The organism is uncultured Paraglaciecola sp. (assembly GCF_937123705.1).
Classification (GTDB): domain Bacteria; phylum Pseudomonadota; class Gammaproteobacteria; order Enterobacterales; family Alteromonadaceae; genus Paraglaciecola.
This window is the reverse complement of sequence record NZ_CAKZKO010000037.1, coordinates 24405-41817: the sequence shown is the minus strand read 5'-3', so window position 1 is coordinate 41817 and position 17413 is coordinate 24405. Positions and strand designations below refer to the sequence as shown.

The following is a 17413-nucleotide window of genomic DNA, read 5'->3' as shown; positions in this document are numbered from 1 at the left end:
GAAGCATATATAAACGTAAATCACCAGTAGCCTTTATCACCTTAAGGAAATATCAATCTATGAGTATTGCACCAAAGTCCGCTTATCGAAGAATATTGTTAAAGCTAAGTGGTGAAGCCCTAATGGGAGACGAGGGATTTGGAATTGATCCGAAAGTGTTAGAACGCATGGCCCAAGAGATTAAAGAAATTGTCGAATTGGGTGTTGAAGTCGGATTGGTGATAGGTGGTGGTAATCTGTTTCGTGGGGAAGGCTTGGCAAAGGCAGGTATGAACCGCGTGGTGGGCGATCACATGGGCATGTTAGCCACAGTGATGAATGGTCTTGCGATGCGCGATGCCTTACATCGAGCGTTTGTAAACGCTCGTTTAATGTCAGCTATTCCACTAAATGGTGTGTGTGACGCCTACAACTGGGCTGAAGCCATTAGTTTATTAAAGTCTGGGCGGGTGGTGATTTTTTCTGCCGGTACAGGTAACCCATTTTTTACAACCGACTCCGCCGCATGTTTAAGAGGCATTGAAATCGAGGCTGATGCCGTATTAAAAGGCACTAAGGTCGACGGTGTGTATGATGAAGACCCAGTTAAGAATCCAGAAGCAAGACTGTACAAAGAATTGTCATATTCAGAAGTGTTAGAGAAAGAGCTAAAAGTCATGGATTTAGCCGCCTTTACCCTTGCTCGTGATCATAATGTGCCTATTCGTGTTTTTAATATGAACAAACCTGGCAGTATGAAAGCGGTAGTCATGGGTGAAGATGAAGGTACCTTAATCTGTCATACCCAAGAAATAAAATAAATAAAATAGAAATAGGAAACTATTACATGATTGACGAAATTAACGATGATGCGCGTCAGCGTATGGAAAAAAGCATTACATCATTAAAAGGGCAACTTTCCAAAATTCGCACCGGTCGCGCCCATCCAAGCCTTTTGGATAGTATTGTGGTGCCTTATTACGGTACAGATACACCGCTAAAACAATTAGCTAATATTATCGCCGAAGATGCCCGTACTTTAGCACTAACTGTGTTTGATAAAAGCTCTGCCAAAGCTGTTGAAAAAGCCATAATGCAATCGGATTTAGGGCTTAACCCTATGAGCGCAGGGGCTGTGATGCGTATACCTATGCCAGCATTGACCGAAGAACGACGTAAAGATCTAATCCGTGTGGTACGCGCCGAAGCTGAGCAAGGCAAGGTGGCGATTCGAAATATTCGACGTGATGCGAATAGTGATATTAAAGAGCTATTGAAAGAAAAAGAAATCAGCGAAGATGATAGCCGCCGTGGTGAAGACGATATACAGAAATTAACCGATACTTTTGTTAAAGAAGTAGATGAGATCTTAGTTGCGAAAGAAAAAGACTTAATGGAAGTGTAATTGAGTTAGATTTGATTAATGAATTTATCTGAACAGCTAGTTGCAACAAGCATGCCTCAACATGTGGCCATTATTATGGATGGTAATGGTCGCTGGGCCAAGAAGAAAGGCAAAATCCGCACTTTTGGCCATAGAGCGGGGGTTAAAGCAGTCAAAGCCTCGGTGTCCTTTGCGCTAAAAAATGGGGTGAAAGCCCTAACACTATTTGCGTTTAGCAGTGAGAATTGGAATCGACCCGCTGAAGAAGTGGGCGTTCTAATGGAGCTTTTTAACATGGTGCTTGGCAGCGAAGTTAAAAAACTGCATAAGAATAACGTCAGACTCAAGATCATTGGTGATACCAGTCGATTTGATAAAAAATTGGTGAACAGAATTCGTGAAGCCGAAGCCCTGACTGCAACTAACGATAGTTTAGTGTTAAATATTGCTGCTAACTACGGTGGACGCTGGGACATTGTTAACGCAACCAAAAGCCTTATTGCCCAAGTACAAAGTGGGCAACTGGATATGGCAGATATTGATGAAGAAGTCTTTACTCAGAATACCTGTACTGCGGATTTTCCTGCGGTAGATTTATTGATACGCACAGGTGGGGAGTATCGCATCAGTAACTTCTTATTGTGGCAAATAGCTTATGCTGAATTATATTTTATCGAAGAGTTTTGGCCTGATTTTGATGAGGCTTGTTTTCAACTGGCTGTAAGTGCTTTTAATGAACGTCAAAGGCGTTTTGGCAAAACCTCAGAGCAGGTAAGTTAATCATGCTATACATCATCAATAATAAACATCAGAGGCGAACGTGTTAAAACAACGTATTATCACCGCGCTTATTCTTGCTCCTTTGGCACTCTTTGCCATTTTGTATTTGCCACTAATGAGTTTTCAAATTGTCATTGCTTTAGTGGTTGGACTGGGAGCGTGGGAATGGTCCAGCATGTCTGGTATGACGCGAACCTTTAGCAAAATTTCTTATGCTGTGCTTGTTACCGCAAGTTGCGTGATTTTATCCATTGTGTTGCCCGCTGACTTAATTTGGTATCAAGGGCAACTAAACAGTCATTATACTAATATTCTCAGTGTTGCATCTATTTGGTGGGTGATATCGCTAGGAATGATTATTGCCTACCCTAAATACAGCTCAATTTGGTACACCAGTAAAATACTTAGGGGAATTTTCGGTTTCTTAACCCTTATTCCCACATGGGTGGCCGTGGTTTCATTGCGTACCAGCTTGTATGACGTTGATCCCTATTATGGAGCGTCCCTTATTTTTTACGTGTTAGGTATTGTTTGGGCGGCAGACGTAGGCGCATTTTTTGTTGGTGTTAAGTTTGGTAAACATAAGTTACGTCCCGAGGTATCTCCTGGCAAAACGTTAGAAGGGCTTATGGGAGGCGTGATGGCATCGTCTGCAATCATTGCTTTTGCTGCATTGCATTATCAAGTAGATCCTTCGCGTATTTGGTTGCACATTCTTGTGGGTGCCATTACCGTCGGTGTATCAGCTTTAGGTGATTTAAATGAAAGTATGTTTAAACGCTGTGCTGGTATCAAAGATAGTGGCAAGCTATTGCCTGGGCACGGTGGTGTAATGGATAGAATCGATAGCCTAACGGCCGCCTTTCCGGTTTTTGCATTTTGCTACGTGACATGGATGGCCTAATGCAAAAAATTAGTATTTTGGGCGCCACAGGTTCAATAGGTAAAAACACAATAGAAGTGCTGAGCCTGCATCCTGATCTGTATAGTGTTTATGCGATAACGGCGCACAGTAATATTGAGTTGTTATTGCGTCAAGCCAAGACATGCTCTCCTGAATATGTGGTTATTTCCGATCCACAGCTATTTTCTCAAGCCAAAAAGTTATTCTCGGAACATGGACTAAAATGTGAAGTTTTAGCCGGCCCCGATGCGCTAGAACAAGTGGCCAGCGCCACTGAGGTTGATGTGGTAATGGCGGCTATTGTTGGTGCCGCTGGATTATTGCCCACCTTAGCAGCGGTAACAGCAGGTAAAAAAGTATTATTAGCTAATAAAGAATCTCTGGTTATGTCTGGCGATTTATTTATTCAAGCCGCAAACCAGCATAATGCCCAAGTATTGCCCATCGACAGTGAGCACAACGCTATTTTTCAGTGCCTCCCTAGCGACTTTAAGTACGGCGATTTACCCGCTTCTGGGATCAGTAAGATTTTGTTAACGGGGTCCGGTGGGCCGTTTTTGAGCTCTACACTAAGTGAGTTGCACCAAGTCACGCCACAACAAGCATGCGCTCATCCTAATTGGGATATGGGCCGTAAAATATCTATTGATTCTGCAACTATGATGAACAAAGGTTTAGAGTTTATAGAGGCAAAGTGGTTATTTGGATTAAACACCTCAGATATTCAAGTTGTGTTGCACCCACAAAGTATTATTCACTCTATGGTGCAATATCGTGATGGCTCTGTGCTGGCGCAAATGGGCAATCCTGATATGCGTACACCAATCGCCCACGCGTTGGCTTTCCCAAAACGTCTTGAGTCGGGTGTGGCACCTTTAGATTTTAAGCAATTGGCCAACTTTACCTTTTCTGAGCCTGAGCCCCAGCGTTATCCTAATTTATATCTTGCCATCCAAGCAAGTGACGCCGGGCAATATGCGACCACAACGCTTAACGCTGCTAACGAAGTGGCAGTCGAGGCATTTTTACAAGGTCACATTGGCTTTACACAAATTGCAGAAGTAAACCAAGAGTGCTTACAGCAAACATCATCTCACACCTTAGTTTCAGTTGAAGAGGTACTTCAAAGTGATCAGTCTGCTCGTAAACTTGCGTCGCATATTATTGCTGAGTTGAATCTAAATGCAATGAAGAAGGTAGGATCGTGAGTTTTCTCATTAGTGTGGTTTCCTTTATTGTTGCTTTGGGAATTTTAGTGGCAGTACATGAGTGGGGACATTTTTGGGTCGCCCGTAGATGCGGCGTGAAAGTCGAACGGTTCTCAGTCGGTTTTGGTAAAGCGCTTTGGCGAAAAACAGACAAACTCGGTACAGAATACGTCATCTCAGCGATCCCTCTTGGTGGTTATGTCCGCATGCTTGATGAGCGAGTCGATGAAGTCGCCGAGCAAGACTTACCTTATGCTTTCAATCGTCAGCATGTATTAAAACGAATAGCGATTATTGCTGCGGGGCCAATTGTCAATTTTTTGTTTGCTATTTTTGCGTTGTTTATTATGTACCTAATAGGTTTACAAACCGTAAAACCTGTTGTGGGCAGTATTGAGCCAGACAGTATCTTAAGCCAAAGTAACATCCCCGCTAATGCCGTTTTAACACAAATTGGTGATCGTAAAGTTGTGGATTGGGAAGATGTTGCCTACGAATTGATGTCGTTTATTGGCCATGATGAGATGCTTGTTAAGTGGACAGACAATGACAACCATTTTGAAAAATCGGCCACAGTTGATTTGAGGGAGTGGTCATTCGATCCAGATAAAACCACGGTTCTTGCTAGTTTAGGGCTGAGTCCATTTCGCCCTAAAGTGCTAAATGTGTTGGGCCATGTTGAAAATGGATCGGCAGCGCAGCGTATAGGTTTTCAGGCGAATGACAAAATTGTCAGTCTTGATGGAACTAGTATGGAAAATTGGGAACAAATAGTGGGTTATGTTTCCTCTAGGCCCAACCAAGCGGTGGAAGTTGAGGTTCTTAGAAATGACCAAGTTGTGACGTTAAACGGCACTATCGGTAGTAAAACTGAAGCACAAACCACTAAGGGATATATGGGCTTTACACCCACACTTGAACCTTGGCCCGAGGGAATGATGTTTGTGCATCAATATGGTTTAGGCGCTGCCTTTTCTAAGGGAATAGACAAAACATGGCGCTTAATGACACTAAGCATTGAGATGTTAGGAAAACTGATAACAGGTGATGTTTCGGTTAAAAATTTGAGTGGACCTATCGCCATTGCTCAAGGAGCGGGTACAAGTGCCAGCATGGGATTAGTGTATTTTTTAGGCTTTTTGGCGCTAATTAGCGTTAATTTGGGAATAATTAACCTTTTACCTCTACCAGTGCTTGATGGTGGGCACTTACTCTATTATTTTATAGAGCTTTTTAGCGGTAAGCCTGTCCCAGAGTCAGTACAAGAAGTTGGTTTTAAGATTGGTGGCGTGTTGCTGCTGTTATTAATGAGCATCGCAATTGTTAATGATATTGCGCGTTTATAATTTTTATCGGCCATATGGTCAGGCACAGCAATTAGATTGTGCGTTTAGGAAGAATATTAATAAATGAAGTTTAAACAGTTAGTTGTTGCCGGATTAATATTATCCATTGCTAGCTTCGCCAAAGCAGCCCCGAGTTCTGAGTTTGTTGTTAAAGATATTAGAATTGAAGGTTTGCAGCGTGTTGCCTTAGGTGCGGCGTTGACCTATTTGCCTGTTACTGTGGGCGATGAAATGAATGCTTTTCGGATCTCTCAACTTATTAGATCTATGTATTCATCTACCCATTTCGAAAACATTCAAATATTGCGTGATGGTAATACCTTATTGGTACGTGTGACGGAAAGACCCACTATTAGCAATATTGAATTTGAAGACAATGACGATATCAAAGATGAGCAACTGCAAGACAGTCTAAATGACGCAAACTTGATAGTCGGCGAACCACTAGATAAAACTGTTCTAACGTCCATAGAAAATGGTTTAAAGGACTTTTTCTACAGTATCGGTAAATACAACGCCGATGTAACCGCGATTATTACTCCTCTTCCGCGAAATCGAGTTGACCTAAAACTGCTTTTTGAAGAGGGCGATTCAGCTAAGATCCAACAAATTAACGTAGTGGGCAACGACACCTTCAGTGATCCTGAACTGCTTGACCTTGTAGAGTTAAAGTTCAACACCCCATGGTGGGACTTTTTGTCAGAGACCCGCTATCAGAAGCAAACCTTAACCGGTGATATGGAAACTATTACTAGCTATTACAAAGACCGTGGATACTTGCGTTTTAATATTGATTCCACACAAGTCACTATGACACCAGATAAAACCGGTATTTATGTCACATTAAATGTCGATGAAGGAGAGAAGTACAGCATTTCCGAGGTTGAACTTATTGGTGATTTATTAGGGTTTGAAGATTACATTAAATTGGTTCTTCCATTACGAGCCGGTGAGTTGTACAACCAAGCTCAAGTAACCTATACCGAAGAATTTATCAGTAATTATCTAGGCCGCTCTGGCTATGCCTACCCAACGGTTACAACTATTCCCGATATTAATGAAGAAGACAAAACCGTTAAGCTAGTGTTGTCAGTTGACCCTGGTAAACGTATTTATGTGCGCCGCATTAACTTTAAGGGCAATATTGGCACCGCAGATGAAGTGCTACGTCAATCAGTATCGCAAATGGAAGGTTCTTGGTTGTCTAACGCTACCTTAGAGTCATCAAAAAATAGTTTGTCGCGCTTAACTTATATGGAAAATGTTGACTTTGAAACGGTGCGATTGCCTGGCGAAGAAGATAAAGTTGATGTGAACTTTACCGTTAAAGAACAGCCATCTGGAGCGTTTAATGCCGGTATAGGTTACGGAGATCGTACTAAATTAAGCCTCAACGCGGGCATTCAGCAAGATAATTTCTTAGGTACGGGCAAGCGTATAGCATTTAATGTCAGCACGGTTTCTTATCAAAAGAGTGTCCAGTTGTCTTACACCGATCCCTACTTTACTATTGATGGTATTAGCTTAGGGGGTTCAATCTCTTACAGTGAATTTGACGGTAGTTCCGCTAACCTTATTCAATACGACAGTAAACAGTTTTCAGTGGGAGCTAATGTTGGTTACCCCATTAATCAATTTAACCGCATTAATTTTGGTCTAACTTTTAGTTCGGTTGAGCTATATCAGCGCCAACCTTATGTGCAAACCACCCGCTTTAACAATCAGTTTGTGGATCCAAATGATCCCGATGCGGCTATTAATTATGATAGCTTTTTGGCATCAGTAGCTTGGTCACGTAGCACCTTAAATCGCGGGGTATTTCCTACCGCTGGATCGTCTCAACGGGCATCATTTAGTGTGACTACCCCTAACTCCGATGTGAATTATTTTAAAACTGAGATTGATGGAAAATGGTATTTCCCAATATCGCGCAATCAACGTTGGTCCTTCTTAGCAAGGTTGAAAATGGGATATGGTAATGGTTATGGTGACGTAGACGGTATCGACCAAATATTACCCTTTACCCAACATTTCACAGCAGGTGGATCAGATTCACTTAGGGGCTTTGAAAATAATACGGTCGGACCTCGTGGCGTGCAAGTGACGCCAGCAAGAGTGGTAACTGATCCTAATGGTCATGTGATTTTGGGTGACAATTCCAACGATACCATTTCTATTTCCACTCGTTCGCTTGGTGGTAATGCCATGATTTTGGGTGGCGTTGAGTTAATCGTGCCTACCCCTTTTGTTGAAGCAGATTTTGATAGTTCAGTACGTACCAGCTTATTTATTGATGTGGGTAATGTGTGGGACACTGAGTTTGATTACGATCGCTATAATTCTTTAGAAGTGAATAATATCTATAACAATGATGGATTAATTGATTATAGTGACCCCACACTCTATAGAGCATCAGGTGGAGTTTCTGTACAATGGCTATCGCCTATGGGGCCGATGGTGTTTAGTTTCTCGAAGCCAATACAAAAAAGAGAAGGTGATGATTCTAAATTCTTCACCTTTAATATTGGTCAAACATTTTAATTTTTTGGTTGCTAATCCAACCACGGACAATAAGAAGTAGGAGTTCCTTTTGAAAAAGTTTACAAAAAGTTTAATTGCAGGTGCATTGTTAACAACAGCTATGGCAAGTTCAGCTGTGTTTGCAGAACAGAAAATTGGTGCTGTAAATGTGCAAGGCATTTTTCAGGCTATGCCTCAGGCTGCTAGTATTCAGGAAACAGTCGCGGCAGAATTTAAAGATAAGACTGAAGAAGTCAGTCGTTTAGAAAAAGACATCAAGTATTACCTTGAAAAAAATCAGCGTGATGCGGCAACGATGAGTGCAAAGCAAAAAACAGAGCTAGAAGGCAAAATTATTGCATTACGTGAAGAATACACTAGCAAAGCTCAGCCTCTGCAAAAAGAGATTCAACAGCGCTTACAATTAGAGCAAAATAAATTGTTAGGTTTGATCAAGCAAGGCATCGACGCTGTAGCGGCAAAAGAAAAGTACGACGTGATATTGAATGCTAACGCCGTTGCTTATATCGCGCCTGATAGCGACATATCTAAACTTGTTTTAGAACAAGTTGAAAAAATTAAGTAGATCACCTAGTTCCTTAAGGAAGGTATTTTGAGTCACGCCATTAGCCTTATACAATTGGCCCAAAGCATAGGTGCAACCCTGCACCTAGCCGAGGGTGATACTCAAGATACGCCTATTTGTGGCTTGTCTACTTTAGTGAAAGCTGGCGAAGGTCAGGTTTCATTTTTATCTAATAGTAAATATCGTAACCAACTACAAGATTCACAGGCGCAAGCTGTAATATTGCATCCAGATGAATTATCCCATTGTAAAGGTACCGCTTTAGTTATGGCCAATCCTTATGTTGGGTTTGCGAAAGCGGCACAGTTACTAGACACCACTCCCGAACCAGCTCATGAAATTTCGCCTCATGCGGTGATTGATAATAGCGTTTCTCTCGGAGAAAACGTAAAAGTTGGCGCTCATGCTGTGATTGAAGCAGGTGCAAAACTTGCCGACAATGTGGTGGTGGGAGCGGGCTGTTTTATCGGCAAAAATGCGCAACTTGGTGCTAATACTAGGTTGTGGGCTAATGTGACAATTTATCATGAAGTGATAATTGGCAGCGATTGTTTAATCCAAGCGAATACTGTGATCGGCAGCGATGGCTTTGGTTACGCAAATGAAAACGGCCAATGGATAAAAATTCCTCAGCTTGGCAGCGTAGTTATTGGCAATAGAGTTGAAATAGGCGCGAGCACCACAATTGATCGTGGCGCACTCGACAACACTATTTTGGCCGATGGCGTGATTATCGATAATCAATGCCAAATTGCTCACAACGTTGAAATGGGCGAGAATACCGCTATGGCCGCGTGTTCTGTTATTGCTGGCAGCACTGTTATTGGTAAGAATTGCAGTATGGCCGGATTAGTCGGTATTAACGGCCACATAAATGTTTGTGATAATGTTGTTTTTACCGGTATGAGTATGGTGACTAAAAGTATTTCAGAGCCAGGAGTGTATTCATCTGGTATACCTGCTTCAGCCAATAAAGAATGGCGTAAGAATATGGTTGCATTGCGAAATATTACAAGCCTTAATCAGCGTGTTAAAACATTAGAAAAAGGCCAGTAACAGTTCTACTGTAGTCTGGTTACTTTAGGAGAACAGCTTTGGCGAATCAATTAAACACGCTAGAAATAGAAGATATCATGGAGTTGCTTCCGCATCGTTATCCATTCTTACTGGTGGATAGAGTGACCGATTATACGCTTAATGAGTCTATATCAGCGTATAAAAATATCACCTTTAATGAGCCATGTTTTACGGGCCATTTCCCCGGTAAGCCTATTTTTCCTGGCGTGATGATCCTTGAAGCCCTGGCACAGGTAGCTGGTGTCTTAGGTTTTAAAACAGCAGGCAATTCAGACGATTTGTATCTGTACGCTGGCATCGACAAGGCGCGCTTTAAATTGCCAGTAGTGCCAGGTGATCGTATGGATATGCAAGTCAAATTGATCAAAGAAAAAAGAGGGATTTGGAAGTTTCATGGTATTGCCAGTGTTGACGGTAAAGAAGCCTGTGAAGCAGAATTTATGTGCGCTATGAGGAAACTGTAACAGGTGATCCATTCTACAGCCATTATCCACCCCTCTGCCAAACTGGGTAACAATGTTTCAGTCGGTGCATTTTGCCTGATTGGCGCTGATGTTAGCATTGGTGATAACACCGTGCTTGAGTCTCATGTGGTCGTTAAAGGCAAAACTACCATAGGCAAAAGCAATCATTTCTATCAGTTTGCTTCTGTAGGTGAAGATTGTCAGGACAAAAAATATGCCGGTGAGCCAACTGAACTCATTATTGGCGACCACAATATCATTCGTGAGTCTGTCACTATTCATCGCGGCACAGTGCAAGATCAAAGTGTCACTAGAATTGGCTCTAATAATTTATTGATGTGCTATGTGCATGTTGCTCACGACTGTGTCATTGGCGACAACAGTATATTGGCAACAGGTGCAACCTTAGCGGGGCACGTGCATATTGGCGATTGGGTCATTATGGGAGGCGTGACCGCGGCTCATCAATTTTGTCATATTGGCGATCACAGTTTCATTGGAGGTGGGGCAATAATTCTTGCCGATGTACCGCCATTTGTGATGTTAGGAAATGACAATAAACCACGGGGTATTAACGCCGAGGGTTTAAAGCGTAGAGGTTTTGATAGCGATACTATTTTACAAATTAAGCGCGCCTACAAAATTTTATATCGTCAAGGACACAGAGCGGAAGAAGCCGTGACTCGAATGCTAGCCATGCCAGAGAATTTACAGGAAATCAAAGGTTTAGCCGATTTTGTAGCCAACTCTTCACGAGGCATAGTTCGCTAAATCATGAGCGAAAAAGCACTTAGGATAGGCATAGTTGCCGGTGAAGCCTCTGGTGATATTCTCGCTGCTGGCCTTATTAAACAACTTAAACATCACTTCCCCCATGCCATCTTTGAGGGCATAGCTGGGCCAAAAATGCAGGCTCAAGGCTGCCAAAGTCTATTCGATATGGAAGAATTGTCGGTTATGGGCTTGGTTGAAGTCCTATCCCGCATTCGCAGATTGATCTTCGTACGTAAGTCGATGTTTCAACATTTTATGGCTAATCCCCCTGATGTATTTATTGGTGTTGACGCACCAGACTTTAATTTAGGCTTAGCGTTAAAGCTTAAAAAACAAGGCATTAAAACCGTGCAGTATGTTAGCCCTACCGTATGGGCTTGGCGCGAAAAGCGCATCTTTAAAATAGCCAAAGCCACCGATTTGGTATTAAGTATTTTTCCTTTTGAGAAACGGGTGTACGACAAACATCAGATTCCTTGTGAATTTGTTGGGCATACCATGGCCGATGATATTGCGATTAAGCCTGACCAACAAAAAGCGCGCGACGGCCTTAAGCTGAGAAACAGCGAAACGGTATTGGCGGTATTACCAGGTAGCAGAAAACGCGAAGTTGATACCTTGCTCGACGTGTTTATACAGGCTTGTCTGTTGTTGAAACCTTTTGTACCCGAGCTGAAAATACTCATCCCAGTGGTTAACCGCGAGCGTAAAAGGCAAGTTGATGAGTATTTGCAAACCCACTCGCCCGAACTATCTATTCAGGTAGTGATTGGCCATGCTAGAGAGGCAATGATCGCCTCAGATGCGGTGTTACTCGCATCTGGCACCGCCACCTTAGAAGCCATGTTATGTAAGAAAAATATGGTGACTGCTTATCAGTTAAGTGGCATAACCTATCAAATGATGAAATGGTTATATAAAGCTAAGTATTTCGCTTTGCCAAATGTCCTCGCAAACCAAAAATTAATTCCTGAGTTATTGCAAAATGATGTTACAGCCCAGAGTATCAGCGAGTTATTATTACCTATGCTAAAAGAGCCAAACAGCGATGAACAGCAGCAACTCATTGCCAAATTTACAGAACTTCACTTATCCCTTAAGAAAGACGCCGACCTACAATCCGCTTTGGCTGTGGAAAAATTGATTGAGTCGCAACAATGACACATTTAATTGCTGGCGTGGATGAAGTAGGGCGCGGACCTTTGGTCGGGGATGTGGTCACCGCTGCCGTCATCCTCAATCCGCAACATAATATTGCTGGGCTAGCCGACTCTAAAAAGTTGTCCGAAAAAAAGCGTCATCTCTTGGCCGCCGATATCAAACAATATGCCTTAGCATGGTCAATAGGCCGCGCCAGCCCACAAGAAATTGATGAACTGAATATATTACATGCCACCATGCTGGCTATGAAACGAGCAGTGCAAGGGCTATCGATACAGCCTACTTATGTGAAGGTGGACGGTAATCGCTGCCCAAATTGGGACTATTCAAGCGAAGCTATTGTGAAAGGCGACGGACTGATTGCCGAGATATCCGCCGCGTCCATTATTGCCAAAGTGACCCGAGATCAAGAAATGATAGCTTTAGATCAGCAATATCCTGAATACGGTTTTGCGAAACATAAAGGTTATCCCACTGCCTTGCATCTTGCTAAACTTGCCGAACTTGGGCCGCTTCCACAATATCGCATGAGTTTTAAACCAGTGCAGCAATCTCTTGCAATGCGCGATGGCCAATTAGCAGGCGCTTAAATGACTGAACAATTATCACAATCTCCCAGTAACTTTGTGCATTTGCGGGTGCATAGCGACTACTCTATGCTGGATGGCTTAAATAAGGTCAAACCGCTTATTGCTCATGTTAAAGCGTTGAATATGCCAGCGGTTGCCGTAACCGACCAAATGAATATGTGTGGCTTAGTGAAGTTTTACAGTCAAGCCCACGATAACGGCATAAAACCTATTATTGGCGTGGATTTTTGGGTGCAAAGCCCCGAACTTGAAGGGACTTTATCACGTTTAACTTTACTGGCAATGGACAACAAAGGTTATAAAAACATCACCCTTTTAGTCTCCAAAGCCTATTTACGTGGCAGTATCAAAGACCGAGCTGTGATTGATCGAAGCTGGCTGGTGGATCACAATCAAGGTGTGTTGGTGATATCTGGCGGAAAAGCAGGTGATCTGGGCTTGTTTTTAACCAAAGGAAATATGGAAATTGCCCAACAAGTTACACAGTTTTATCAACAACATTTTCCTGAGCGATTTTATCTAGAGCTAACGCGTACCGGTAGGATTGGGGAAGAGGACTATATCCACCGAGCCGTAGAATGGGCCCAGCAATACGACTTGCCAGTGGTGGCGACCAACGAAGTGTGTTTTGTAGATAAACAATACTTTGATGCCCACGAAATTCGCGTGGCTATTCACGACGGTTACACACTCAACGATCCCCGTAGGCCTAAAGAATACTCAGAGCAACAATATCTACGTAGCGCCGAAGAAATGACTGAGCTTTTCGCGGACATTCCAGAAGCTATTCAAAATACCCTAGAAATAGCCAAACGCTGTAATGCTACAGTTCAACTTGGTACCTATTTTTTACCCGACTTTCCAACTGAAGGTATGGATATTAAAGACTTTTTAGTCAAGGTATCCAAGGAAGGCCTAGAAAGACGTTTAGCTTTTTTGTTTCCCGATGAACAAGTACGTATTGAAAAGCGCCCAGAGTACGATGAACGCCTAGATATAGAGCTTAAAGTTATCAACCAAATGGGGTTTCCAGGCTACTTTTTGATTGTGATGGAGTTTATTCAATGGAGTAAAGACAATAATATTCCAGTAGGGCCAGGCCGTGGCTCGGGTGCGGGGTCATTGGTGGCTTATGCACTGGATATCACAGATCTTGATCCCCTTGAATACGATTTATTATTCGAACGCTTTTTGAACCCAGAACGGGTTTCCATGCCAGATTTTGATGTGGATTTTTGCATGGACAGACGTGACGAAGTGATCGATCACGTGGCAGAAATGTACGGCCGAGATGCTGTATCCCAGATTATTACCTTTGGCACCATGGCGGCCAAAGCCGTGGTACGAGACGTAGGCAGGGTACTAGATCATCCATACGGTTTTGTGGATAGAATTTCCAAACTTATTCCAGCCACGCCTGGCATGACCCTAGAAAAAGCCTTTGTTGAAGAGCCTCGTTTACCAGAGTTGTACGATCAAGACGAAGACGTTAAAGAATTAATAGACATGTGTCGTATTCTTGAAGGCGTTACTCGTAATGCAGGAAAACATGCTGGTGGCGTGGTTATAGCCCCAACAGTGATAACTGATTTTGCACCTCTGTATTGCGATGACGAAGGGTTAAACCCCGTTACCCAATTTGATAAAAACGACGTTGAAACTGCAGGTTTAGTGAAGTTTGATTTCTTGGGGTTACGAACTCTAACCATCATTCAATGGGCAATTGATATGATCAAACAAGGCAAAGGTATCGATATTGATATCGCTGCCATCTCATTGACGGATCAAAATTGCTTTAAAGTATTGCAAAAATCCGAGACCACAGCTGTGTTCCAGCTAGAGTCTCGTGGCATGAAAGAGCTCATCAGTCGTCTGAAACCAGATTGCTTTGAAGACATAATTGCACTGGTTGCATTGTTTAGACCAGGCCCGTTGCAATCGGGCATGGTAGATAATTTTATCGACCGTAAACATGGTCGCGAAGAAGTCTCCTATCCCGACGCCGAATACCAACACGAGTGTCTAAAAGAGATCCTACAACCCACATACGGCATCATCTTGTATCAAGAACAAGTGATGCAAATAGCCCAGGAAATGTCGGGCTATAGCTTAGGTGGCGCCGATTTATTACGCCGAGCTATGGGGAAGAAAAAAGCCGAAGAGATGGAAAAGCAAAGGGGATCCTTTGAAGATGGCGCAAAAGGCAATGGCATTGATCCTCAACTAGCAGGCAAAATTTTTGATCTAGTAGAAAAGTTTGCGGGTTATGGTTTTAACAAATCTCACTCTGCCGCTTATGCTTTAGTGTCGTATCAAACTTTATGGTTAAAAACCCATTACCCCGCCGAGTTTATGGCGGCGGTTATGTCGGCTGATATGGACAACTCTGATAAAATTGTCACTTTGGTTGACGAATGTAACCGCATGGGGCTGACCATTTTGTCCCCAGATGTGAATGCCGGAAATCACAAGTTCACTGTGGATGAACAAGGCCGAATTGTATATGGTATTGGAGCGATAAAAGGGGTAGGAGAAGGCCCTATTGAGGCTATTATTGAGGCGCGAGAAGCAACAGGTAAATTTAGCGATTTATTTGATTTTTGTTCCAAAGTTGACCTTAAACGCATTAATAAACGTATTTTAGAGAAATTAGTGTTAGCGGGTGCGCTAGATAACTTAGGCCCGCATCGCGCCTCTTTGATGGCTTCTTTACCGGATGCCTTGGCTGCCGCTGGACAACACGCGAAAGATAAGACATCGGGGCAATCCGATATGTTCGGCTTATTAAACACCGAGCCCGAACAAGTACAACAGGCTTTTGCCGATGTAACTCCATGGCCAGAAAAAGTCTGGTTAGATGGAGAAAAAAGTACCCTAGGACTGTACCTAACTGGGCATCCAATTAATCAGTATCTAAATGAAATTAAGCATTATGCCCCATGCCGGCTAGTGGATATAAAACCCACCACCCGAGATCAAGTGGCCTATGCCGTGGGATTAGTGTTAAGTGTAAGAGTCATGACCAATAAGCGAGGTCGCCGCTGGGCGTTGGTCACATTAGACGATAAAAGTGCCAGAGTGGATATCAGGTTTTTTCCTGATATGCTTGAAGAGTACGAAGAATTGTTAAAAGAAGACAAAATATTAGTCATAAGTGGACAGGTCAGATTTGATGAATTCTCTGGTGGCAATACAATGTCGGCCCGCGATGCCATGGACTTAGTTCAAGCCCGCGAAAAGAATGCCAAAGGGCTACAAGTACATTTAGAATCAAGCTGGTGTAACGCTACAACAGTAGCTAAACTGCAAACAATTTTACAGCCTTATCAAGGTGGAAGTTGTCCGGTTCAGATACAATACGTACATCCAGACGCTAAAGTTGCGTTAACTTTGGGTGCAAAGTGGTATGTAACTCCGCAAGATGAGTTATTATATGACTTACAACAGCTTTTAGGAAAACCACAGGTTGACTTGGAATTTCATTAACAGCTTGATAGAAGCAATAAAATGAAAAGCTGTAAACAATTATTATTAGGTGTGCAATGAGTGTAAATTTTTTAGAATTCGAAGAGCCCATCGCTAAATTGGAAGCTAAGATTGAAGAGTTGCGACTCGTCAATCAAGGGGGCGAATTTGACGTTAATATCGAAGAAGAAATCACTAAGCTTCGTGAAAAAAGTGCCGAACTAAGCCGCAAAACGTTTGCTGATTTAGGTGCATGGCAAGTATCGCAAATTGCTCGTCATCCTATGCGCCCCTATACTTATGATTATGTAGAGCGTATTTGTACCGAATTTGATGAATTGGCTGGTGATCGTGCTTTTGCAGACGACAAAGCCATAGTAGGTGGTTTAGCCAATATAGACGGGCAACCCGTGATGATCATCGGTCATCAAAAAGGCCGAGACACCAAAGAAAAAATCAAACGTAATTTTGGCATGCCTAAACCCGAAGGTTATCGCAAGGCATTACGCCTAATGGAAATGGCTGAGCGTTTTAACCTGCCTATAATCACTTTTATCGATACCCCAGGGGCCTATCCTGGCGTAGGCGCAGAAGAGCGGGGCCAAAGTGAGGCCATTGCTCGTAACCTTAAGGTCATGTCGGGCCTCAAAGTTCCTATTATTTGTACCGTTATTGGTGAAGGTGGCTCTGGTGGTGCATTGGCAATTGGTGTAGGCGACAGAGTTAACATGCTGCAATACAGCACCTACTCAGTGATTTCACCGGAAGGTTGCGCCTCTATTTTATGGAAAAGCGCCGAAAAAGCACCCCTAGCAGCCGAAGCCATGGGCGTGAGCGCAGGTCAAATTAAAGAGCTTGGATTGATCAATCAAATCATCGACGAACCCTTAGGTGGCGCCCACCGAGATTACGACGGCATGGCCGCTAACTTAAAAGCCACAATTAAACAACAATTGGCGCAGCTTTCGAGTTTATCTAAAGAAGAGTTGTTAGCTGAGCGTTACGAACGATTAATGTCATTTGGCTATTGTTAAACAACCAAAGGGTATTTCTACAGCCACACCTTAAGTCTCGGCCATTGAGGAATGCATTAACACGGCATTCCTGGCTGCCTTTATCGATGCACCGCAACTTTCCCAACACGTCATTTCCGAGTGCTTTATCAGAAATTCCCA

The 17413-nt window shown here is 42.9% G+C and carries 15 protein-coding genes; all 15 read left to right on the top strand.

Going from position 1 to position 17413, the window contains the following annotated elements:
- Positions 1 to 59 precede the first annotated feature (59 nt).
- The 15 genes from pyrH (at position 60) to accA (ending at position 17272) form a co-directional block, all read left to right on the top strand.
- Complete coding sequence (pyrH, locus tag Q0688_RS05240; protein ID WP_299073889.1) at positions 60 to 800, top strand: UMP kinase; 741 nt, start codon at positions 60 to 62, stop codon at positions 798 to 800.
- 26 nt (positions 801 to 826) lie between these two features.
- Positions 827 to 1384, top strand: coding sequence for a ribosome recycling factor (frr, locus tag Q0688_RS05235; protein ID WP_299073887.1), 558 nt, complete (start codon positions 827 to 829; stop codon positions 1382 to 1384).
- Positions 1385 to 1402: 18 nt separating this feature from the next.
- The gene (gene uppS / locus Q0688_RS05230) at positions 1403 to 2143 is read left to right on the top strand and encodes a polyprenyl diphosphate synthase (RefSeq protein WP_299073885.1); all 741 of its coding nucleotides are present in this window, start codon (positions 1403 to 1405) and stop codon (positions 2141 to 2143) included.
- Positions 2144 to 2183: 40 nt separating this feature from the next.
- Entirely contained in the window at positions 2184 to 3047 is an 864-nt protein-coding gene (locus Q0688_RS05225) for a phosphatidate cytidylyltransferase (protein ID WP_299073883.1), read from the top strand.
- Positions 3047 to 4255, top strand: coding sequence for a 1-deoxy-D-xylulose-5-phosphate reductoisomerase (gene ispC, locus Q0688_RS05220; protein ID WP_299073881.1), 1209 nt, complete (start codon positions 3047 to 3049; stop codon positions 4253 to 4255). The genes Q0688_RS05225 and ispC overlap by 1 nt, the downstream gene beginning before the upstream one ends.
- On the top strand, positions 4249 to 5601 hold the full coding sequence (gene rseP, locus Q0688_RS05215; RefSeq protein ID WP_299074211.1) for a sigma E protease regulator RseP: 1353 nt from the start codon (positions 4249 to 4251) through the stop codon (positions 5599 to 5601). Before ispC ends, rseP begins: the two co-directional genes overlap by 7 nt.
- A 63-nt stretch (positions 5602 to 5664) precedes the next feature.
- Positions 5665 to 8142, top strand: a complete 2478-nt coding sequence (gene bamA, locus Q0688_RS05210; RefSeq protein WP_299073880.1) for an outer membrane protein assembly factor BamA — start codon at positions 5665 to 5667, stop codon at positions 8140 to 8142.
- A gap of 49 nt (positions 8143 to 8191) precedes the next feature.
- Positions 8192 to 8707 carry an OmpH family outer membrane protein gene (locus Q0688_RS05205; protein ID WP_299073879.1) on the top strand — a complete coding sequence of 172 codons (516 nt, stop codon included), beginning with the start codon at positions 8192 to 8194 and terminating at the stop codon, positions 8705 to 8707.
- Positions 8708 to 8734: 27 nt separating this feature from the next.
- Positions 8735 to 9763, top strand: a complete 1029-nt coding sequence (lpxD, locus tag Q0688_RS05200) for a UDP-3-O-(3-hydroxymyristoyl)glucosamine N-acyltransferase (protein ID WP_299073877.1) — start codon at positions 8735 to 8737, stop codon at positions 9761 to 9763.
- Positions 9764 to 9801: 38 nt separating this feature from the next.
- The gene (gene fabZ, locus Q0688_RS05195) at positions 9802 to 10248 is read left to right on the top strand and encodes a 3-hydroxyacyl-ACP dehydratase FabZ (RefSeq protein ID WP_299073875.1); all 447 of its coding nucleotides are present in this window, start codon (positions 9802 to 9804) and stop codon (positions 10246 to 10248) included.
- Positions 10249 to 10251: 3 nt separating this feature from the next.
- A complete protein-coding gene (gene lpxA, locus Q0688_RS05190) occupies positions 10252 to 11019 on the top strand; it encodes an acyl-ACP--UDP-N-acetylglucosamine O-acyltransferase (protein WP_299073873.1) in 768 nt (255 codons plus the stop codon).
- Positions 11020 to 11022: 3 nt separating this feature from the next.
- Positions 11023 to 12183: a lipid-A-disaccharide synthase gene (gene lpxB / locus Q0688_RS05185; RefSeq protein ID WP_299073872.1), complete on the top strand. Its 1161-nt coding sequence runs from the start codon at positions 11023 to 11025 to the stop codon at positions 12181 to 12183.
- A complete protein-coding gene (gene rnhB / locus Q0688_RS05180) occupies positions 12180 to 12773 on the top strand; it encodes a ribonuclease HII (protein ID WP_299073870.1) in 594 nt (197 codons plus the stop codon). Before lpxB ends, rnhB begins: the two co-directional genes overlap by 4 nt.
- The gene (gene dnaE, locus Q0688_RS05175) at positions 12774 to 16259 is read left to right on the top strand and encodes a DNA polymerase III subunit alpha (RefSeq protein ID WP_299073868.1); all 3486 of its coding nucleotides are present in this window, start codon (positions 12774 to 12776) and stop codon (positions 16257 to 16259) included.
- A 56-nt stretch (positions 16260 to 16315) separates the two neighbouring features.
- Positions 16316 to 17272, top strand: a complete 957-nt coding sequence (gene accA / locus Q0688_RS05170; RefSeq protein ID WP_299073866.1) for an acetyl-CoA carboxylase carboxyl transferase subunit alpha — start codon at positions 16316 to 16318, stop codon at positions 17270 to 17272.
- The last annotated feature ends 141 nt before the right edge of the window (positions 17273 to 17413 follow it).

Excerpts from the sequence above, each read along its gene's own strand:
- frr (WP_299073887.1), top strand. The coding sequence starts at position 827 with ATGATTGACGAAATTAACGATGATGCGCGTCAGCGTATGGAAAAAAGC.
- uppS (WP_299073885.1), top strand. The coding sequence starts at position 1,403 with ATGAATTTATCTGAACAGCTAGTTGCAACAAGCATGCCTCAACATGTG.
- ispC (WP_299073881.1), top strand. The coding sequence starts at position 3,047 with ATGCAAAAAATTAGTATTTTGGGCGCCACAGGTTCAATAGGTAAAAAC.
- pyrH (WP_299073889.1), top strand. The coding sequence starts at position 60 with ATGAGTATTGCACCAAAGTCCGCTTATCGAAGAATATTGTTAAAGCTA.
- accA (WP_299073866.1), top strand. The coding sequence starts at position 16,316 with ATGAGTGTAAATTTTTTAGAATTCGAAGAGCCCATCGCTAAATTGGAA.
- lpxB (WP_299073872.1), top strand. The coding sequence starts at position 11,023 with ATGAGCGAAAAAGCACTTAGGATAGGCATAGTTGCCGGTGAAGCCTCT.
- bamA (WP_299073880.1), top strand. The coding sequence starts at position 5,665 with ATGAAGTTTAAACAGTTAGTTGTTGCCGGATTAATATTATCCATTGCT.
- dnaE (WP_299073868.1), top strand. The coding sequence starts at position 12,774 with ATGACTGAACAATTATCACAATCTCCCAGTAACTTTGTGCATTTGCGG.
- rnhB (WP_299073870.1), top strand. The coding sequence starts at position 12,180 with ATGACACATTTAATTGCTGGCGTGGATGAAGTAGGGCGCGGACCTTTG.